The sequence below is a fragment of the Janthinobacterium longum genome (assembly GCF_051380735.1).
In the GTDB taxonomy this organism is placed as follows: domain Bacteria; phylum Pseudomonadota; class Gammaproteobacteria; order Burkholderiales; family Burkholderiaceae_D; genus Janthinobacterium.
Window position 1 is genome coordinate 227,204 of the sequence record NZ_JBNYXQ010000006.1, and the last position, 19,219, is coordinate 246,422.

Consider the following 19,219-nt stretch of genomic DNA (forward strand, 5'->3'; position numbering starts at 1 on the left):
GTCAGACCCGACGGGACTCGGCGTCCCCGTCTGACCCCGGCCCTCCGCTGATACGTCGAGAACTCAAAAAATGCCGCGCTGCCAAGACGCGGCATTTTTTTCGTCTGAGTAAAACAAGCTCGCCATGGCATCTTTACCTGAATTTACATATAATAATAAGAATCATTCTCAACTACGTAAAGATGCTTCATGCCTTGCTTCCTGCCCGCACCCCGTCCCATCGCCTTTGCCGCCCGCCTGTTTTGCCTGACTGTTACCACCACCTTGCTGTGCCAGCCGGCGCTGGCTGATGAGAGCGCTGACGCGGTACCGGCCGACATCCAGACCGTGCATGTCGCCAGCACGCGCGAAGAGAACGCAGGCTTTGGCGCCACGCGCGCCAGCAGCACGACCACCAAGTCCGACCTGTCGCTGTTCGAGACGGCGCAGTCGATTTCCGTGCTGACGCGCGACCTGCTCGATTCGCGCCAGGTCACCACCCTGAACGAAGCGATCCAGAGTTCGGCCGGCGTGTCGTCGGGCAGCTGGGGCAAGCGGGGCTGGGACGATTTTTCCATTCGCGGCCAGCGGGCGTCGGAATCGATCTATGTCGATGGCCTGAAACTGAACCAGTCCAACTACGTGGCCCAGGACGTGTCCGGCGTCGAGTCGATCGAAATCCTCAAAGGCCCTGCCTCGATCAATTTTGGCCTGGTGCAGCCTGGCGGCATGGTCAATATGGTCAGCAAGCGCCCGCGCGCGGAAAGCTTCAACCAGGCTGGCCTGGCCGTGGGCAGCTACCACTACAAGCAGGCCACGTTCGACCTGGGCCGGCCTTTGAGCGACAGCGGCAAGGCGGCTTTCCGACTCAATGGCCTGTGGTCCGATACCGACGACCAGACCGACCAGGTCTGGTTCAAGAACCAGTACCTGGCGCCGTCGCTGTCGCTGGACCTGGGCGCCAATACCGACTTCACGATACTCGGTTCCTACACGCGCCGCGAGTACCTGCGCACCCAGGGCGCACCTGTGAAAGGCACTTTGCTGCCGAATCGTAACGGCCCGCTCAAGCGCGAGCTATTCTATGGCGAACCGGGTTTCGGCCCGTATGACTCGTCGCAGAAGCAAGTCGGCTACAGCCTGGTGCATCGTTTCGAGAATGGCTGGAGAGTGGCGCAGAATTTCCGCTGGCAGACCATGTCGATGGATGGCCGCTTCGTGTCGCTGTCCAGCTTGTCTGCCAACGAATTGCTGCAAAGCCGTTCGGCGCAGTTGCAGGATGTCGACGGCAATAACCGCGCCCTCGATACCAACGCCTCGCGCACGTTTGCGCTGGGCGGCATGGCGCATGACGTGATGTTCGGCCTGGACCTGAACAACGACCGCGTGCGCTACGCCAACCAGGTGTGCCGCATTGCCGCGCTCAATGTGCTCAATCCCGTCTACAACACGGCCGTCGCCTGCCCGCCGGCCAGCCGCCTGACCAACACCACCGTGTCGTCGACGGGCCTGTACCTGCGCGACCAGATCAAGCTCAATGACAGCTGGCGATTGAACCTGGCAGTGCGCCACGACCGCGCGCGCAACCGCGAATTGAACGAGCTGACGGGCGTCACGCAGCGCCAGCAGACCTCGTCCAACACCGGCAATGTGGCGCTGTCGTATGTTCTCACGCCCAATATCATCCCTTACGTCAGCTATGCGACCTCTTTTTTGCCTGTCAGCGGCAGCGACTTCTTCGGCGTGCAGTTCAAGCCGGAAGAAGGGCGCCAGGCAGAACTGGGCAGCAAGTTCCAGTTCGCCGGCGGGCGCATCAACGGCGCCGTCGCTTTGTATGACCTGACGCGCACCAACGTCACCACGGCCGATCCGGACCCGGCGCATATCGCCATCCTGTCGAGTGCCCAGGTGCAGACGGGCGAGCAGCGCACGCGCGGCTTCGAAGCCGAGATCAGCGCCGACCTGCGCAATGGCTGGAGCGTGCAGAGCGCCTTGACCGTGCTCGACGCGCGCGTCACCGAGGACAATGGCGGCACGGTTGGCCGGCGCCTGCTCAATACGCCGCGCCAGAGCGCCAATGTATGGGCCAACTACCGCTTCCGTGGCGGCGTGATGGACTGCTGGACGGCGGGCCTGGGTGCGCGCTACGAAGCGCCCAAGACCGGGCCATCGGTCAGCTACACGGTGCCCAGCTACACTGTGGCGGACGCCAGCCTCGCTTACCAGGGCCGTGGCTACCGGCTCAGCCTGAACGTGAAAAACCTGTTCGACAAGGCGTACTACGCGGGCGTGCTGAACGCCAATGTGCTGCCGCTGGGCGACCCGCGCGTGGCCTCGCTCAAGGCCGTGTTTGACTTTTGAACAGTACTGAACGAGCATGGCAGCGTCCCCGGTCCCGGTGTGCGCGCTGTCATGCTGATGTCATGCTCTTGTCATCATGGTTCTGTATGCTGCCGGGCGGGCCGCGGCGTGAACGCCGCGCATATCAATCAGCCATCGACCTACTCCATGACACTCACGATTTCCCTGACACGCAAGATAGTGCCTGCCTTGTTGCTGGCGGCATTCTCCGTACATGCTGCGCCCGCGCCCCAAAAGCCTGCCGCGCAACCCAAGCTGGTGGTCGTGCTGGTGGTCGACGGCCTGCCGCAAGAGCAGGTGATCCGCTACAGCGACCAGTTCGGCCAGGGCGGCTTCCGCCGCCTGCTTGAGCAGGGCGCCTGGTTCAGCGACGCGCACCAGGCGCACGGCATCACGGTGACCGCCATCGGCCACTCGGCCGTGCTGACCGGCGCCTATCCTTACCAGCATGGCGTGATCGGCAATAACTGGATCGATCCCGTTACCAAGCAGTCGGTCTACTGCACCGAAGACAGCGCGCACAAATATATCGGTGAAGAGACGAAGCCTGACGACGGCACCTCGCCGGCCAGGCTGCGCGTCTCCACCCTGGGCGACGAGCTGCGCTACGCCACCGGCGACAAGTCCAAGGTCGTTACCGTATCGGGCAAGGACCGTGGCGCCATCCTGCTGGCCGGCAAAACCGGTACCGCCTATATGTACATGGAAAAGACCGGCAACTTCGCCAGCTCCACCTACTACATGCAGCAGCATCCGCAATGGGTGCAGCGCTACCAGGCGGCCAAGCCGCAGGACCGCTACTACGGCAAGAGCTGGACCCCGCTGCTGGCCGATTCTGCCTATGTCAATGACGCGCGCGACGATATCGTTCCGGCCAAGCCGGGCGCGCGCAATACCTTCCCGTTCAGTTATTACAGCGATAGCGGCAGCCTTGATGGCGACTACTACAGCCGTCTCAAGTCCGGTCCCTTCCTCGACGAGCTGACCCTGGAATTTGCGCGCGCCGCCGTCGATGGCGAGCAGCTGGGCCGCAATCCGGCCGGCGTGCCGGACATCCTGGGCGTGAGCCTGTCGGCGCACGATTACGTCAACCACGCCTACGGCCCGGAAAGCAGGATGTCGCACGACCATCTGCAGCGCCTGGACCGCATGCTGGCAGGCTTTTTTGCTGACCTCGATAAAAAGGTCGGCATGGACAATGTGCTGGTGGTGCTGACGGCCGACCACGGCTTTGCCAACGTGCCCGAATTTAGCGAGACGCGCGGCATTCCCGCCAAACGCATCGATGGCGCACAGCTGGTGGCGTCGCTGAACCAGCATCTGGCAAGCGCGCTGGGCGTCGACAAGCTGGTCACCACGCATTCAATGCCGAATATCTACCTGGACTACGCGCTGGCGGAAAAAAACGGCATCAGCCGCATCAAGCTGGAAGAGGAAGCCAGCCGCTACCTGCTGCAGCAAGATGGCCTGGCGCAGGTGTACACGCGCACGCAGATGGAAACGGGGGCGGTGGCGACCCGCATGGACACGCTGATGCGCCGTGCCTGGAACCGCCAGTTGTCGGGCGACCTGATGGTGGTGACGAAACCGGCCTGGTACTTCGGCAAGGGCGTGGGCGGCACCTCGCACGGTTCGCCTTATACCTATGACACCAATGTGCCGCTGATGGTCTACGGCCCGCGCTGGGTCAAGCCGGGCGCGTATGGCCAATATGCGGAAGTGGTCGATATCGCGCCGACCCTGGCCCATGTGCTGCGCGTGCGTCAGCCGTCGGCGTCGGAAGGGCGGGTGTTGACGGAGGCGGTGCGGTAAAACCAACCGCAATCCCGGATTCCGCAGGTCGAATTCGCGGCGAAGCCGCGTAATTCAACAACTTTGTCGCTGCGGGCGGCAGCGCTGTTGGGTTGAGCTTGCTAATCAGTCCTACGGAGTTTCACAGTTCAATGCATTTAGCTGCAATGCGACCCATATCAATAAGTATATTATTCTTTCGGCGCATAGTGAAATTTACTTTTCACTATGAGGTCGTCAATGAATATTGTATTAGTAAAATTTTATAGCTTGATATTATTATCGTCTCTGTTGCAAGGATGCATCGTGCCGCAGTTTGATCATGCATCATTTGATAACTATTATGCCGTGCCTTTGGATGCCGAGAAACCTTGGCTAAGTCTGAGTAATGGGCTTGAATTACATGCTTATAGCAGATGCAGTGATGCTGAAATGCAGCCAAAATGTGATATGCCGGGTTTTTTGGTCGTGGATCGTGCGCAGAAGCCCGATTGGAGCAAGATAGGCAGCTTCGATGTGAGCGTATGGCACCCTGGTAAACTTAAACCGATATTGTCTGCCCATGCCAATACAACATATCGCGTAATTGGCGTCGACGAAGGAAAGTTCGGAAAAATATATTTACTGCGGTCTGGATTTGTTAAGCGCGATAGTCATCCATTGAAAGTGAATAGTGCTGGGATTGTTGAAATTAATCTATATTCTAATGCACCATGTAGAGTTGATGATCCTGTGCCTCGCCTTGTTGTATTTGACGACGAAAATATATGGATTTTTGCGGAAAATGACTCGGGTTGCCGAAGCGATCTGCCGGCTGGATTTTCTCCGCGTAGTATATTTAATTTTGACGGCGGCGATCAGTTCGATGTTATTTTGCGTACACCAATGATGCTGTTTTACATTAGCGGCAGTCTGGTGGGCCAATCAGATTTTGGTCAGCCCCGTATGGTTTTACGTGATGTCGAGCTGCCGAAGGGTAGCACACGTAGGGCCATGCGCTTGTCCGAGGTCGTCCAGCCAATGAGCACGATGTTTCGGCTTGAACTCAGCCCGGCACTGCCGATATTATCTGTGCCAGATCATCCCAATTTTTATTGTCATTATTCAGACACCATTATTGGCTTCAGATTGGTTTGGGCCGGCGAGAACGCAAAACCAAGTTTTAAATATTGTCGCCCGTATCATGGGAAATAAATTCAACTCTCGTGTTACAGCAACCGGTCTATCGGCAGCAGCGACAAAATCGACACCCCCATGCGCTTCCATACGCTGGTACCGGGCTCGGTGTCGTAGCGCGTGATGGCGCCACTGGCGTCGCGCGCGATCCAGTACAGTTCCCCGTCGTCGCCCAGCAGCACCTGGTAGGCGCGCTGGGGGATGGTGCTGCGCATGGCCTGGCCCAGCTTGCTGGCCAGCGCATGGCTGTCGATGACCAGGCCCATTTCGGTATTCAGGTCGATCGAGCGCGGGTCGAAATTGAAGGAGCCGACAAAGATTCGCTGGTCGTCGACGGCAAAGGTTTTCGCATGCAGGCTCGAGGCCGAGCTGCCGAAGCGGCCCGTCTTTTCACGCGCGTCGCCCTTATCCCACGAACGGCGTGATTCATACAGGGTCACGCCTGCTTCAAGCAGCGGTTTGCGCCACTTGGCGTAGCCCGCATGCACGGCCGCCACGTCGGTCGCTTCCAGTGCATTGGTCAGGATGCGCACGTTCACGCCTTCTTTTGCCAGCTCGGCAAACGCCTGCGTGCCCGATTTGCCGGGTACGAAATACGGCGAGACCAGATCGAGCTCTTTCTCCGGCACGCCCAGCAGTGTTTTAAGCTTGGCCGCCACGCCGGAGCCGGGACGCGCCTTGTCCAGCACCTTGGCCGGATCGTCGCTGACCAGGCGCGTGGGCGCCCATTCGAACGGCAACTGGCGCTCTATCAGTTGCTGCACGAAGGGCGAGGTGCGCATCGCCAGCACATATTGCGCTGCCGCCTGTGTGTCGTCGATGCGGTCCGCTTCGCGGGCGATCTCGCCGGCGTCACCTGCGGCCGGTCGCTTGATCAGCAAGGTGGCCGGGTAGGCCGAAGGGCTGTTCCAGTAGCGGTCGAAGTCGTTCGACACGGCGCCCACCACGGTGCCGATCACCAGCACGTCGAGATCGGCGAACAGCACGTCGCCGGCGGCGCCGAAATATTCGTCACCCACATTGCGCCCGCCAACGATGGTGGCCTGGTTATCGGCCGTGAACGATTTATTGTGCATGCGCCGGTTCAGGCGCGAAAAATCGGTCAGGAAACCCAGTGCGCGCGGCGAGCGCAGGGCAAAGGGATTGAACAGGCGGATTTCCAGGTTCGGCTGCCTGGCCAGCAAAGCCAGGGTGTCGTCAAGTCCGGACGTATTGTTATCGTCCAGCAGCAGTCGCACGCGCACGCCGCGTTCTGCCGCCTGCCGCAAGGAGTCGAACAGCAGGGTGCCGGTGATGTCCTTGTGCCAGATGTAATACTGCACGTCGAGCGTGCGCTGGGCGGCGGCGGCCAGCAGGGCACGTGCGGCAAACGCATCGCGCCCGTCGGATAGTGCATAGATTCCCGAGACCCCCGGATGCTGGGCGGCCAGCGGCATGATGGCCTGCGCCAGCCTGGTGTCGGCCATGTCGGTCAGGGTGATGCTGTGCGTGCGGTCCGCCAGCGAAGGAAGGTCGGCGCAGCCACCGAGCAGAAGGGACAGCAGCAGCGTGAAACACAGTGCCTTGATGCGGCGCGAGGGCAGGGCAATACGGGTCATGGCGCTCTTTTCTACGGGGTTGCCCGATGGTAGCAGAAGAGCGCCGTGCCCGAGGTATTACACAGCTTCGAGCGCGATCAGTTCGGCCACCGTCTGGCGGCGGCGGATGAGCCGGGACGCGTCATCATCGACCAGGTATTCGGCCGCATGCGGACGGCTATTGTAGTTCGACGACATTGACGCGCCATACGCGCCCGCGCCTTCGAACACCACATAGTCGCCCACCGTTGCCGCCGGCAGCAAACGGGTTTCCACCACGCCGCCATCGCGCTGGGTAAACACGTCGCCCGATTCGCACAGCGGGCCGCCGACCACGGTGTCGCGCTGCTCATCGAGTGCGCGGCCGTCATGCGCGATCACCGTCATCGCATGGTAGCTGCCGTACATGGCGGGGCGCATCAGTTCATTGAAGCCGGTATCGAGCAGGGTGAAATGATTGCCGCCCATTTGCTTGGTGGCGCGCACTTCCGCCACCAGCAGGCCGGCGTCAGCCACCAGGAAGCGGCCCGGTTCGATCTCCAGGTGGACCGGGTGGCCCAGGTGCGCTTCAATTTGCTTGCGGGCCGCGTCCCACAGCTGGAAGTAGTGATCGGTATCGACCGGCTGCTCGCCGTCGCGGTAGGGCACGGACAGGCCGCCGCCGGTGGAAATGGCTTCGATATCGTGGCCCATGTTTTTCACCAGGCCGACCATGGTGCCGCAGACGGTTTCCAGGTGGCTGTAGTCGACGCCGGAGCCGATATGCATGTGCAGGCCCACCAGGTGCAAACCATGGGTGCGGATCACGGCCAGTGCTTCCGGCAGCTCTTCATGCCAGATGCCGTGCTTGCTGTTTTCGCCGCCCGTATTGGTCTTGTTGCTGTGGCCATGGCCAAAACCGGGATTGATGCGCAGCCAGACGCGGTGGCCCGGCGATACAGGGCCCAGCTGGCGCAGCATGTCGATCGAGCCGCAATTGACTTCGATCTTCGCTTCCACCACGCGCGCCAGGGTGGCGCGGTCGAACAGGTCGCAGGTAAACACCACGCCGGCCGCGCCATAGCTTTGCGCCGGCGTGTAGCCGGCCTGCAGCGCGCGTTCAATCTCGCCCAGCGAGACGGCGTCCACATGCACGCCCGCCTCGCGCATCAGGCTCAACAGGTGGATGTTCGAGTTGGCTTTCTGGGCAAAGCGCACGGTGTCGAACTGCGCCAGTTGCCTGATGCGCGCGCGTATGGTGGCCGCGTCATAGACCCACAGGGGCGTGCCGTGCTGCTGGGCGAGTTGGGCGAGGGTCTGGTCGTTGACGGGCTTCATCGTGCGCTTTCGTGTGAGGGATCAATAGCATCATCATCACGGTTTATCGCGCTAACATAAAATATCCATTTGGGGCGGCCTTATTCATTTATGATATGGCTTATGTCCATCTCCCTGCGCCATATCGAAGTTTTCCGTGCCATCATGACCACCGGCAGCGTGACTGCCGCCGCCGCCATGCTCCATACCTCGCAGCCCACCGTCAGCCGCGAGCTGGCACGGCTGGAATACCTGACCGGCTTGAGCCTGTTCGAACGGGAACGCGGCCGGCTGCGTCCCACCGCGCAGGCCCTGCAGCTGTTCGAGGAAGTGCAGCGCGCCTATTTCGGCCTGGAGCGCATCGTCAGCACGGCCACCGCTCTGCGCCAGTTCGACCAAGGCCAGCTGTCGATCGCCTGCCTGCCGGTGTTTTCGCAGTCGCTGCTGCCGCAGGCCTGCAAATCGTTCGTGGCAGATTTTCCGAACGTCAGCATCAGCATCACGCCGCAGGAGTCGCCGCTGCTGGAAGAATGGCTGTCGGCTCAGCGCCATGATTTCGGCCTGACGGAAGTGGACAATGCGCCGCCCGGCACGCTGCTGGCCAAGCTGATGTCGGTCGATGAAGTGTGCGTGCTGCCCGATGGCCATGCCCTGGCCGGCAAGGCTATCCTGGCGCCGCTGGACTTTGCGGGGCTGCCGTTTATCAGCCTGGCGGCGGTCGACCCTTATCGCCAGCAGATCGATGCCATCTTTGCCCAGGCCGGCGTCGAGCGGCGCATGGCGCTCGATACGCACAGCGCGGCGTCGGTCTGCGCCATGGTGCGCGAGGGCGTGGGCCTGGCCATCGTCAATCCGCTGACGGCGCTCGATTTTGCCGGCCACGGTTTGCAGATACGCCGTTTTGACGTGTCGCTGCCGTTCACCGTGAATATCGTCAAGCCGCTGCACCGGCCCTTGTCGCAGCTGGTCGCCCTGTTCGAACAGGCCTTGCATGCCCAGGCGGACGAGGTGAAAAGACGATTGCTGCAGTTGTAGCCTGCTGGTGGAGCGTCGGCGGCCAACAGAGTAAAATGGCGTTTTACTTCATTTGGCCTGATGACTTCGATGACCACAACCGTTACTCCCGTCCGCACCCGTTTTGCTCCCAGCCCGACCGGCTATCTGCACCTGGGCGGCGCCCGCACCGCTTTATACAGCTGGGCCTATGCCCGCCACTTTGGCGGCACTTTCGTGCTGCGTATCGAAGACACGGACCTGGAGCGCTCCACGCCGGAAGCCGTGCAAGCCATCATCGAAGGCATGAAATGGCTGGGCCTGGACCACGACGAAGGTCCCTTCTACCAGATGCAGCGCATGGACCGCTACCGCGAAGTGGTGGCGCAGATGCTGGCCGAAGGTACTGCGTATCACTGCTACTCGTCGCCGGAAGAAGTCGAAGCCATGCGCGAGCGCATGCGCGCCGCCGGTGAAAAGCCGCGCTACGACGGCACCTGGCGCCCGGAACCGGGCAAGACCCTGCCGGCCATTCCTGCCGACCGCAAGCCCGTGGTGCGCTTCAAGAATCCGCTCGATGGCGACGTTACCTGGGACGATGTGGTCAAGGGCACCATCACGATCTCGAACCGCGAACTGGACGACCTGGTGATCGCGCGCCCGGACGGCACGCCGACCTATAACTTCTGTGTCGCCGTCGACGACTGGGACATGCAGATCACCCACGTGATCCGCGGCGACGACCATGTCAACAACACCCCGCGCCAGATCAATATCCTGCGTGCCATCGGCGCACCGCTGCCGCTGTACGGCCACCTGCCGATGATACTGGGCGCGGACGGCGAGAAGCTGTCGAAGCGCCATGGCGCCGTCAGCGTGATGGATTACCCGGCGCAGGGCTTCCTGCCAGAGGCCATGCTGAACTACCTGGCGCGTTTGGGCTGGAGCCACGGCGACGATGAAGTGTTCTCGACCGCGCAGTTCTGCGAGTGGTTCAACCTGAACCACCTGTCGAAATCGGCGGCCCAGTTCAACAATGAAAAGCTGGCCTGGCTGAACAACCACTACATCAAGCAGGCCGATAACGCCCGCCTGGCCGAATTGGCCCGCCCGCAAATGGTGGCTGCTGGCGCCGTCTTCGAAGGCGCGCCCGAGCTGGCGCTGGTATTAGGCATGATGAAAGAGCGCGCCAATACCATCAATGAGCTGGCAAGCGCTTCGATGCTGTTCTTCCGCGAACCGCAGCCCGAAGCGGCGCTGGTTGCGCAGCACATTACCGACGCCATCAAGCCGGTGCTGGCGCAGTTTGCCGAGCGCATCGCCACGGTGGAGTGGAACAAGGAGGCCGTGGCTGTCATGATCAAGGAAGTTCTGGCCGCCAACACCATCAAGATGCCGCTGCTGGCCATGCCTTTGCGTTTGATCCTGACCGGTCAATTGCAGACGCCGGCCATCGACCAGGTGGTGGTGGTGTTTGGCCGCGAGACCGTGCTGGCGCGCCTGGCGAAGTGGTTGTAAGCGCCGCTGTCAGATAAAGCTGGAATGACGGTGCGAAAAACCGTGGCCTGTGAAAACTGTGTCATGGGCGAAAAAGGGTATTTGCAGAGTGAAACTTCTTTGCTATACTCTTGTTTCTGCACCAACGGGGGTATAGCTCAGCTGGGAGAGCGCTTGCATGGCATGCAAGAGGTCAGCGGTTCGATCCCGCTTACCTCCACCAGCAGCAAAACAGTGTCACGTTTTGTTAGTCGTTAAAGCGGTGCAGTAGCTGTAGAAGTTCCGAGGTCCCCATCGTCTAGAGGCCTAGGACATCACCCTTTCACGGTGAGTACAGGGGTTCGAATCCCCTTGGGGACGCCAGGTAGTTGTGTTATAGTAGTGGCAGTTGTTTGTACTGATTGTTGCAAGTTCAGGCCGGTAAAAAATCGGTTCTGGATGGAAAGCAAGTAGTGGAACAAAGTCGCCAAGTGCGGCTTTTATTATTTCTGCGCCCGGGGGGTATAGCTCAGCTGGGAGAGCGCTTGCATGGCATGCAAGAGGTCAGCGGTTCGATCCCGCTTACCTCCACCAATAGCGCAGAAGTAAAGCAGCAAAAGTAGTTCCGCGGTCCCCATCGTCTAGAGGCCTAGGACATCACCCTTTCACGGTGAGTACAGGGGTTCGAATCCCCTTGGGGACGCCAGTTCGGTCTGGTGTTTTTGTAGCAAAGAGTAGCAGCAGTTTCTGCGCACGGGGGGTATAGCTCAGCTGGGAGAGCGCTTGCATGGCATGCAAGAGGTCAGCGGTTCGATCCCGCTTACCTCCACCAATAGCGCAGAATGTACACAGTAATCAAAGTCGCCTGGAGCGGCTTTTTTTACGTCCGCAGATTTATCGCCATACCCATGAAGGGGGTGTGGCGTAGGTCGGATTAGCGGCACGCGTAATCCGACAATGCCGCCGCTCTAAGTCAACATCCGATTCCCATAGGGAAATACTTAAAATAAGCTGCAAAATAAAATCCCCGCCAGTTGATTTCGTGAGCCACCCCATGCTATACTTCGCGCACGCTTTTTTGAGGGGCCAAGCAAGGCCTTCAACGAAGAGTCCGCTGAGAGTAAAGCCAGCACAGGTCCCCATCGTCTAGAGGCCTAGGACATCACCCTTTCACGGTGAGTACAGGGGTTCGAATCCCCTTGGGGACGCCAGGATTTTTAGTTGTAAAGTAACTGCAGTGCTGAACGGGCCTGACAAGTCAGGCTTTTTTTGTTTCTGCAATATTGTTGTAGTACAGGGTCAGGATGCGTAGCAGAGCATTCAGGACAGATTTCTGTCCCCATCGTCTAGAGGCCTAGGACATCACCCTTTCACGGTGAGTACAGGGGTTCGAATCCCCTTGGGGACGCCAGATTCGAGTAGCAAGCAAGGCCGGATGCAGCGCACCGCATCCAGGACAGAGTTTTTGTCCCCATCGTCTAGAGGCCTAGGACATCACCCTTTCACGGTGAGTACAGGGGTTCGAATCCCCTTGGGGACGCCAGACCGGCTGATTCAGCCAACAAAAAAGCCGCCTGGTAACAGCGCGGCTTTTTTGTTTTCACGAGAACTTTCCTGCGCCTTCCATCCCGATACTATAATCATTATGCCGATGACTGGCACTGATGCCGACACCGGCTTGACGCACCTACAGAGAACTGCTCATGAAGATCGATACCGTTCGATTGGAGAACTACCGTCGTTATCGCGACCTGAAAATCAATTTTCATGCGCACTTCAATGTGCTCGCTGGGATCAACGGTAGCGGCAAGACGACGATACTCAATGCCATCTGCGAAACCTTTACGGGCTTCACGCAATTTCTTCAGGTTAAAAGTCCCGATATCCTGAAAGATACCGCTCTCGCGCGCTTGCAGCCCATTGCGAATGGCCATCAGATTCGCTTTGAACCTCAGTATCCATTGAAGGTGCAGATGTGGGGTGAGGTATTCGAGCAACTGGCCCATTGGGGTGTGAAAAAAGAGTCGCCTGTCGCGCCGGCGCAGCTTGATGAGCAGGTCGCAGGAGAAGGGCGTACGAGGAATGACTTCGAATCACTCTCCAGCATCTTCCCTGCGTACCTGAGAAGAGATTTCAGCCGTGAGCTTATGGCTGGCGAATCTCAACAGACACTGCCTCTGCTCTTGTTCTATCGTGCCAGGCGAAGCTGGGACCAAGGCCAGCCCGATGAGCTGCACGCCGCGCAAGAGCGCAACTCGCGTTTCGATGCCTACAGCAGTTGGTGGGATGCTTCGCTCGACGCATCGTCCTTGCAGAACTGGGTGATTGGAAAATGCCTGGAGCGCTATCAAAAATCGTCCGAGTCCGGCATCGCTTTCGATGCGATTGATGATGACGAACTTGCCCTGGTCAATGGTGCTTTGGCAGCCGTGCTTCCTGGTTACAAGGGTCTGCGTTATGACATGAAGCAGCGAACCTTGTTTTTGGAAAAAAATGATGCTTTTGAGCCTGCTTCGCCATTTTCCAACCTCAGCGATGGACAGAAGGCCGTGGTCGGCTTGCTGGTCGATATTGCGCGTCGACTTTGCCTGCTCAATCCGCATTTGGGCGATGCCGTCATCCGCGATACGCCAGGGGTGATCCTGATTGATGAACTCGACATGCACCTGCATCCGCGCTGGCAACGTGATCTCACGCGTGGATTGCAGCAGGCATTTCCAGCCTTGCAGTTTATCGTATCGAGTCATTCACCCCAGGTACTGGGAGAATTGCAGCCCGAGCAAATCATTTTGCTCAATGCCGAAGCAACGGCACATCCGGAGGCAAGCTACGGGCTCGATTCAAGCAAGATACTGGAAGAGGTGATGGACGCCCCCATGCGTGCGGAGTCGATTGAAGAAAAGTTGACTCAGTTATTCGCAGCGCTGGCGCGCAATGAACTGGTCGTGGCGCGCGAACACATTGCCACATTGTCTGCACTTGCACCCAACCTGCCCGAAGTCGGACGCGCTGAAGCGATTATCAGTCGCAAGGAAATCATTGGGCGATGAAATACGTAGGCAGGCACCGCCAGCATTCGAGCAATGGAAGGTCCAGGGTGACGAAGGATGGGCGCCTGCCTATGGCGATTTGCGGCAGCCCGAAAAGGGTGAGCTGCATGTTGCGTTACTGAAAGAGCAGGGCTGGGTATGCTGCTACTGTGGGCGGCGCGTTGACAAGACTGACAGTCATATCGAGCACTATCGGCCGCAAAACAGCTATCCAGCGCTGGACCTCGATTACACCAACTTGTTTTGCTCTTGTAATACGCTTGTCGAGCCGCGTTTTCCGCTGCACTGTGGTCAAGCGAAAGGCGGAAAATTCGATGAGGTGCGGCACATCGCACCATCCGATCCCGGCTGCGAGCAACGTTTTCTCTATGCCGCCGATGGCCAGATATTGCCGGCAGCGCCGGACGATAGCAGTGCAATCTACATGATACGGTTGCTCGCGCTCGATGGAAGATACCTGCGTAATCGACGTCAGGGCGTATTGGAAGGCTTGTTTCCTGATGACTTTTTCCTGACTGTTGACGAGCTGCTGCATATTTGCTCGGTACATCGCCAGCCCGACGCGGACGGCAGAATGAAGGATCTGGCCCATGTCATTGCGCGATACGCCGAGCAAATGCTGGCATTAATGGCATAATCGGGCATAATCGCGGCCTTTATGTGCGCCCCGAATCAATATGTCCATCAATCAAGAATCAACGACCTCCCTCGCCATCTTCTGCAAGGTCGTCGACAACTTCGGCGATATCGGCATCTGCTGGCGCCTGGCGCGACAGTTGCAGCGCGAGCATGGTGTGGCTGTCACGCTGTGGGTCGATGATCTGGCCAGTTTCAGGCGGATCTGCCCGGAAATTGATGTGGCTGCAACTATCCAGCAGCAGGCGGGCGTGACGGTGCGTCACTGGCGCGACCAAGGTAGCCAGTTCGCACCGGCCGAGATTGCCGATATCGTGATCGAATTTTTTGCCTGCGATATTCCACCCGGCTATATCGCGGCCATGGCGCAGCGGCAGCCGCAGCCTGCGTGGCTTAACCTAGAAGGCTTGAGTGCGGAAGAGTGGGTCGAAGGCTGCCATAAGCTCACTTCGCCGCGCCACGGCATGATCAAGCATTTTTTCTTTCCCGGCTTTACCGATAAAACCGGTGGCCTGCTGCGCGAGGCGGGGCTGGAAGAGCGGCGCCGGCAATTCCAGGCCGATCCGGCGGCCATGCGGGCGTTCCTGGCGCCATTTGGCGTCACGGCGCATGAGATGACTGCGACCAAAGTGTCGCTGTTCTGCTATCCGCATGCACCGGTGGCCGAGCTGCTGGCCAGCTGGCAAGGTGGTGGCGAGCCCATCTTGTGCCTGGTGCCGGAAGGGGTGGCGTTCGATGCCGTCAGCGGCTTTATCGGCGCCAATGCCATCGCAGGAGCGACGTGCACGCAAGGCGCGTTGACCGTGCGCGTGCTGCCTTTCGTGCCGCAGGATGACTACGACAGACTGCTGTGGGCCTGCGACTTCAACTTTGTGCGCGGCGAAGATTCCTTTGTGCGCGCCCAGTGGGCCGGCAAGCCATTTATCTGGCATATCTATCCGCAGGATGAAAACCTGCACCACGTCAAGCTGCGCGCCTTTCTCCAGCGTTATGCGCTGGATGCCGATGGTGTCATCGACAGCCTGGCGGACGCCAGCGAATACTGGAATGGCGCAAGGACGGCGGAAGCTGGCTGGTCCGGCCTGTGGCCGGCCTTGCGTACGGACATGCCGCGCATGGCGGCAAAGGCAGGGGATTGGCAGGCGCAGATGCTGGTTAATGGCGACCTGGCCGGCAACCTGCTGTCGTTCGTGCGTTTGCCGCGGTAGGCGCAGGCTCAAAACTAAGGTAAAATGCCCGGTTATTTCTGACAGATTTTAAACCGATCAAACGCAAGCCTGCGGCGCCGATGGCGCACCGGCGGCAGATGGTCTTCATGCAACCCACTTTTTACGTACACTTCTATGAAACCCGCAAAAGAAATTCGTGTTGGCAATATCATCATGGTCGACAGCAAGCCTATGATCGTGTTGCGTTCTGATGTCAACGGCTCGAGCCGCACGGGCTTCACCTACAAATGGAAGATGAAAAATCTTCTGACCAACACCCCGATGGAAAACGTGTTCCGCGGCGACGACAAGTTCGACGTGGTGGTTCTGGATAAAAAGCCGGTTACCTACTCCTACTTCGCCGACCCGCTGTTCGTGTTCATGGACACCGAATACAACCAGTACGAAATCGAAGAAGAAAACCTGGGCGACGCACTGCACTACCTGAAAGATGGCATGGAATGCGAAGCCATTTTCTACGATGGCAAGGCAATCTCGGTCGAACTGCCAACCACCATCGCACGCCAGGTCGTCTACTCGGAGCCTGCAGTCAAGGGCAATACTTCGGGCAACGTCCTGAAAGAAGCCAAGATCGAAAACGCCATCGATGCACATCGCCACACCGTGCAAGTGCCACTGTTCGTGGCACAAGACGACGTGATCGAAATCGACACCCGTACCAACGAATACAAGCGCGTCGTACGTAACTGATACGTTGCCGCTGCTGTGACAGAAAAGCGCTGCCTGCGGGCAGCGCTTTTTTTTACCTGAATTTAATACTAAGTAACAACATTTCTGTTCAGACACTGCTATGCTGCAAACTTGTTCTGTTTCCAGCGACCCCGACCTCCATGCTTGCCACTTTGCTGCTCAGCGCCGCCGTTACCGCCACTACCCCTGTTTTCGATGAGACGCAGCTGTCCGGCAGCTGGGCCGAAAGCGTCAATGCCAACAGCGCTTGCAGTGGAGAGCGGCGCTTTTCGCGCATGCAATTGTCGGATGATCGTCAAAAGCTGGCCATCTTCAACGACCGCACCTGGACCAGCAAACTGGGCGAAACCAACCGTTTTGCCGCCACCGTGCTGGCGGAAACGGAACATAGCCTGACCCTGCGCTACGACAATGAAACCCGCCGCACGGCAGACGGCAAACTGGTCGAATGGCAGCTGATTTTTGTCGCGCCCGGCGTCTTTCGCTGGCGCGAAGTGCATTGGCCCGAAGGCAAGGTCAATGGCGTGGTCGGCGTGCGCTGCTCGCTGTAAGGCCAGTCAGGGCAGGTCGGCGCCGCGCCATTCGCTCAGGTAGTGTTGTGGCGTGCGGCCCAGGATGCGGCGGAACATGGCGGAAAAGGCGCTGGGGCTGGCGTAGCCCAGTGCAAAGGCGATCGCGCCCACGCTTTCGCCACGGTCCAGCCGGCAAAATGCCTCGGCCAGGTGCACCTGCTGCAGCCATTGCCGGTAGTGCAGTCCCGTTTCGCGTGGAAACAGCCGGATCAGGGTACGCGCGCTGGCGCCCGCGTCCTGCGCCCGGTCTTCAATGCTGCGCCGGCTGCCCGGAGCCGCCATGATGGCGGTGCAGACGCCCACCAGGCGCCGGTCGCGTGGCCACGGGATGGCGATCGGCACCGTGTCGGCGCGCGCCAGTTCCGACAGGATCAGGCTGGCCAGCCAGTCGCCGCGGCCGTTGATCTCGTAATGCACTTCTTCATCCAGCAGCGCCAGGATCAGTTCGCGCAGCAGCCGGCTCACTTCCACCACCTTGCAGGCCGGGCCAAACAGGGCGGCGGCCTGCGCATCGATATACACGGTGCGCATGCTCAGGGCGCTGAGAATATCGAGTTCATGCACCACGCCCACCGGTATCAGCAGCGCCCGGCGCGGCGGCAATATCCATACGCCGTGTTCGGTGGTCACGCGCATCACGCCCTCGGTGGCGAACAGCAATTGCGCGCGCACATGGCTGTGCGGCGCGGTGTGGGCCGCGGCGTCATATTGCCTGGACATCACCGCCACCGGGCGCGGCACATGCTGGTAGTCGCCGGCATTGCTGCTGCGCGTAAATGGCATGCCATCGGCATCGACCGGAGCAAGGTGATTTGTCTGCATCGTTTTGTCACTTGGGCGACGATTATTGGAAGTCATCAGTTCGACGCCCATACTATACTGGCTTTCCTGCCGGCCCGCCCCAGGGGCTGCACGATCCTGAAAGCACCATGCATACCACTACCGATACCCTGGCCACGCCTGTCACGGCGGCCAAGACCATTTCTTCTTCCCCGCAGCAATCCGGCCTGGCCATGCACATCCTGGGCGCCGTCGCCTTTGTGCACCTGCTCAATGACCTGATCCAGGCCCTGCTGCCGTCGATTTACCCGATGCTGAAAGCCGAGTTTGCCCTCAGCTTTACCCAGGTCGGCCTGATTACCCTGACTTTCCAGTGCACGGCCTCTCTGCTGCAGCCGTGGATCGGCCTGTATACCGACCGCCGTCCCTTGCCGTTTTTGCTGCCGGTTGGCATGTGCTTTACCCTGGCGGGCGTGCTGATGCTGTCCATCGTGTCGACCTTTCCAACGCTGTTGATCGCTTCCGGGCTGATCGGCGTGGGTTCCTCGACCTTTCACCCGGAAGCGTCGAGGGTGGCGCGCATGGCTTCGGGCGGGCGCTACGGCTTTGCGCAATCGCTGTTCCAGGTGGGCGGCAATGTGGGTTCGGCGCTGGGCCCGCTGCTGGCGGCAGCCGTCATCGTCGGCCGTGGCCAGGGCAATATCGCGTGGTTCAGCCTGCTGGCAGTGCTGGCCATCGCCGTGCTGTACAGCGTCAGCCGCTGGTATAGCGGCCACCTGGCCAGCTTCAAGCCGAAAGCGGCCGGCCACGGCCCCAACCTGTCGCGCAACAAGGTGCTGGGTGCGCTGGCCGTGCTGGCGCTGCTGGTGTTCTCGAAGTACATCTACATGGCCAGCCTGTCGAGCTATTACACCTTTTACCTGATCGACAAATTCCACCTGACCATCGGCGCAGCCCAGTTGTATCTGTTCCTGTTTTTGGCAGCGGTGGCTGCCGGCACCTTTATGGGCGGCCCGATCGGCGACCGCATCGGCCGCAAGCGCGTGATCTGGATCTCGATCCTGGGCGCCGCGCCATTCACCTTGCTGCTGCCGTATGTGGACCTGTTCTGGACGGCCGTGCTGACGGTGATTATCGGCTTCGTGATCTCGTCCGCGTTCTCGGCCATCGTGGTGTTTGCGCAGGAACTGGTGCCGGGCAAGGTCGGCATGATCGCCGGTATTTTCTTTGGCCTGATGTTCGGCGTGTCCGGCATTGCGGCTGCCGCCATGGGCCATATCGCCGATATCGCCGGCATCGCCTATGTGTACAAAATCTGCTCCTACCTGCCGCTGCTGGGCATCCTGACGGTGCTGCTGCCGCATATCGAACAGGCGCCGAAAAAGTAAACGGATTCGGCGGGCTTGACGGCCCGCCGCAGTCCATGCGATAGTCAAAGCCATGAACTCCTCCACCATCCATCCAGTATCGATCACCGGCGCCGCTGCTGCGCTGTGTACCTGTCCGGCTATGTGGTCCCGTGAGGATGCGGCCCGGCGCCGTTAAACTTTTCATTCCTCATTCCGATGGCCACAGTGTTGAAAAACCTGTGGCCATTTTCTTTTGCCGAACCA

The 19,219-nt window shown here is 59.7% G+C and carries 14 protein-coding genes and 8 tRNA genes; 19 read left to right on the forward strand and 3 right to left on the reverse strand.

Translation table 11 applies throughout. The annotated features are described in order from the left end of the window. Positions 1 to 189 precede the first annotated feature (189 nt). The 3 genes from ACQ4WM_RS17100 to ACQ4WM_RS17110 all read left to right on the forward strand — a co-directional run bounded on the left by ACQ4WM_RS17100 (position 190) and on the right by ACQ4WM_RS17110 (position 5,325). Complete coding sequence (locus ACQ4WM_RS17100) at positions 190 to 2,340, forward strand: TonB-dependent siderophore receptor (protein WP_436547871.1); 2,151 nt, start codon at positions 190 to 192, stop codon at positions 2,338 to 2,340. A 147-nt stretch (positions 2,341 to 2,487) separates the two neighbouring features. Next, the gene (locus ACQ4WM_RS17105) at positions 2,488 to 4,152 is read left to right on the forward strand and encodes an alkaline phosphatase family protein (protein ID WP_436547872.1); all 1,665 of its coding nucleotides are present in this window, start codon (positions 2,488 to 2,490) and stop codon (positions 4,150 to 4,152) included. A gap of 219 nt (positions 4,153 to 4,371) precedes the next feature. Next, the gene (locus tag ACQ4WM_RS17110) at positions 4,372 to 5,325 is read left to right on the forward strand and encodes a hypothetical protein (protein ID WP_436547873.1); all 954 of its coding nucleotides are present in this window, start codon (positions 4,372 to 4,374) and stop codon (positions 5,323 to 5,325) included. Between the two features lie 14 nt (positions 5,326 to 5,339). Here ACQ4WM_RS17110 and ACQ4WM_RS17115 read toward each other — a convergent pair whose 3' ends face one another. Then, positions 5,340 to 6,905 (reverse strand): phospholipase D family protein, encoded by a 1,566-nt coding sequence (locus ACQ4WM_RS17115; RefSeq protein WP_436547874.1) that lies wholly within the window; start codon positions 6,903 to 6,905, stop codon positions 5,340 to 5,342. 57 nt (positions 6,906 to 6,962) lie between these two features. Further along, complete coding sequence (gene lysA, locus ACQ4WM_RS17120) at positions 6,963 to 8,201, reverse strand: diaminopimelate decarboxylase (RefSeq protein ID WP_436547875.1); 1,239 nt, start codon at positions 8,199 to 8,201, stop codon at positions 6,963 to 6,965. Positions 8,202 to 8,303: 102 nt separating this feature from the next. Here lysA and ACQ4WM_RS17125 point away from each other — a divergent pair, with 102 nt between their 5' ends. The 15 genes from ACQ4WM_RS17125 to ACQ4WM_RS17195 all read left to right on the forward strand — a co-directional run bounded on the left by ACQ4WM_RS17125 (position 8,304) and on the right by ACQ4WM_RS17195 (position 16,805). Continuing rightward, positions 8,304 to 9,215, forward strand: a complete 912-nt coding sequence (locus tag ACQ4WM_RS17125; RefSeq protein WP_436547876.1) for a LysR family transcriptional regulator — start codon at positions 8,304 to 8,306, stop codon at positions 9,213 to 9,215. A gap of 69 nt (positions 9,216 to 9,284) precedes the next feature. Continuing rightward, entirely contained in the window at positions 9,285 to 10,691 is a 1,407-nt protein-coding gene (gene gltX / locus ACQ4WM_RS17130; protein ID WP_436547877.1) for a glutamate--tRNA ligase, read from the forward strand. Positions 10,692 to 10,817: 126 nt separating this feature from the next. Continuing rightward, positions 10,818 to 10,893, forward strand: a tRNA-Ala gene (locus tag ACQ4WM_RS17135). Positions 10,894 to 10,957: 64 nt separating this feature from the next. Beyond that, positions 10,958 to 11,033, forward strand: a tRNA-Glu gene (locus ACQ4WM_RS17140). 134 nt (positions 11,034 to 11,167) lie between these two features. Next, positions 11,168 to 11,243: transfer RNA gene (locus tag ACQ4WM_RS17145), tRNA-Ala, on the forward strand. Between the two features lie 36 nt (positions 11,244 to 11,279). After that, a tRNA-Glu gene (locus ACQ4WM_RS17150) sits at positions 11,280 to 11,355 on the forward strand. 50 nt (positions 11,356 to 11,405) lie between these two features. Next, a tRNA-Ala gene (locus tag ACQ4WM_RS17155) sits at positions 11,406 to 11,481 on the forward strand. Between the two features lie 303 nt (positions 11,482 to 11,784). Beyond that, positions 11,785 to 11,860: transfer RNA gene (locus ACQ4WM_RS17160), tRNA-Glu, on the forward strand. Between the two features lie 124 nt (positions 11,861 to 11,984). Beyond that, positions 11,985 to 12,060, forward strand: a tRNA-Glu gene (locus tag ACQ4WM_RS17165). Positions 12,061 to 12,116: 56 nt separating this feature from the next. After that, a tRNA-Glu gene (locus tag ACQ4WM_RS17170) sits at positions 12,117 to 12,192 on the forward strand. A gap of 160 nt (positions 12,193 to 12,352) precedes the next feature. Continuing rightward, a complete protein-coding gene (locus ACQ4WM_RS17175) occupies positions 12,353 to 13,699 on the forward strand; it encodes an AAA family ATPase (protein WP_436547878.1) in 1,347 nt (448 codons plus the stop codon). After that, positions 13,689 to 14,336, forward strand: a complete 648-nt coding sequence (locus tag ACQ4WM_RS17180; RefSeq protein WP_436547879.1) for a retron system putative HNH endonuclease — start codon at positions 13,689 to 13,691, stop codon at positions 14,334 to 14,336. The genes ACQ4WM_RS17175 and ACQ4WM_RS17180 overlap by 11 nt, the downstream gene beginning before the upstream one ends. A 40-nt stretch (positions 14,337 to 14,376) precedes the next feature. Then, complete coding sequence (earP, locus tag ACQ4WM_RS17185; protein ID WP_436547880.1) at positions 14,377 to 15,543, forward strand: elongation factor P maturation arginine rhamnosyltransferase EarP; 1,167 nt, start codon at positions 14,377 to 14,379, stop codon at positions 15,541 to 15,543. A 135-nt stretch (positions 15,544 to 15,678) separates the two neighbouring features. After that, entirely contained in the window at positions 15,679 to 16,254 is a 576-nt protein-coding gene (locus ACQ4WM_RS17190) for an elongation factor P (protein ID WP_070223695.1), read from the forward strand. Positions 16,255 to 16,394: 140 nt separating this feature from the next. Next, on the forward strand, positions 16,395 to 16,805 hold the full coding sequence (locus ACQ4WM_RS17195) for a hypothetical protein (RefSeq protein WP_436547881.1): 411 nt from the start codon (positions 16,395 to 16,397) through the stop codon (positions 16,803 to 16,805). Between the two features lie 6 nt (positions 16,806 to 16,811). Here ACQ4WM_RS17195 and ACQ4WM_RS17200 read toward each other — a convergent pair whose 3' ends face one another. Beyond that, the gene (locus ACQ4WM_RS17200; RefSeq protein WP_436547882.1) at positions 16,812 to 17,648 is read right to left on the reverse strand and encodes an AraC family transcriptional regulator; all 837 of its coding nucleotides are present in this window, start codon (positions 17,646 to 17,648) and stop codon (positions 16,812 to 16,814) included. 107 nt (positions 17,649 to 17,755) lie between these two features. Between ACQ4WM_RS17200 and ACQ4WM_RS17205 the strand changes: the two genes are divergently transcribed. After that, positions 17,756 to 18,994, forward strand: coding sequence for an MFS transporter (locus ACQ4WM_RS17205; protein ID WP_436547883.1), 1,239 nt, complete (start codon positions 17,756 to 17,758; stop codon positions 18,992 to 18,994). The last annotated feature ends 225 nt before the right edge of the window (positions 18,995 to 19,219 follow it).

Bases quoted from the DNA above. Each gene is read 5' to 3' on its own strand.
- ACQ4WM_RS17110 (WP_436547873.1), top strand. From the start codon at position 4,372: ATGAATATTGTATTAGTAAAATTTTATAGCTTGATATTATTATCGTCT.
- ACQ4WM_RS17200 (WP_436547882.1), bottom strand. From the start codon at position 17,648: ATGCAGACAAATCACCTTGCTCCGGTCGATGCCGATGGCATGCCATTT.
- ACQ4WM_RS17115 (WP_436547874.1), bottom strand. From the start codon at position 6,905: ATGACCCGTATTGCCCTGCCCTCGCGCCGCATCAAGGCACTGTGTTTC.
- earP (WP_436547880.1), top strand. From the start codon at position 14,377: ATGTCCATCAATCAAGAATCAACGACCTCCCTCGCCATCTTCTGCAAG.
- ACQ4WM_RS17175 (WP_436547878.1), top strand. From the start codon at position 12,353: ATGAAGATCGATACCGTTCGATTGGAGAACTACCGTCGTTATCGCGAC.
- ACQ4WM_RS17105 (WP_436547872.1), top strand. From the start codon at position 2,488: ATGACACTCACGATTTCCCTGACACGCAAGATAGTGCCTGCCTTGTTG.
- gltX (WP_436547877.1), top strand. From the start codon at position 9,285: ATGACCACAACCGTTACTCCCGTCCGCACCCGTTTTGCTCCCAGCCCG.
- ACQ4WM_RS17125 (WP_436547876.1), top strand. From the start codon at position 8,304: ATGTCCATCTCCCTGCGCCATATCGAAGTTTTCCGTGCCATCATGACC.
- lysA (WP_436547875.1), bottom strand. From the start codon at position 8,201: ATGAAGCCCGTCAACGACCAGACCCTCGCCCAACTCGCCCAGCAGCAC.
- ACQ4WM_RS17195 (WP_436547881.1), top strand. From the start codon at position 16,395: ATGCTTGCCACTTTGCTGCTCAGCGCCGCCGTTACCGCCACTACCCCT.
- ACQ4WM_RS17205 (WP_436547883.1), top strand. From the start codon at position 17,756: ATGCATACCACTACCGATACCCTGGCCACGCCTGTCACGGCGGCCAAG.
- ACQ4WM_RS17100 (WP_436547871.1), top strand. From the start codon at position 190: ATGCCTTGCTTCCTGCCCGCACCCCGTCCCATCGCCTTTGCCGCCCGC.
- ACQ4WM_RS17190 (WP_070223695.1), top strand. From the start codon at position 15,679: ATGAAACCCGCAAAAGAAATTCGTGTTGGCAATATCATCATGGTCGAC.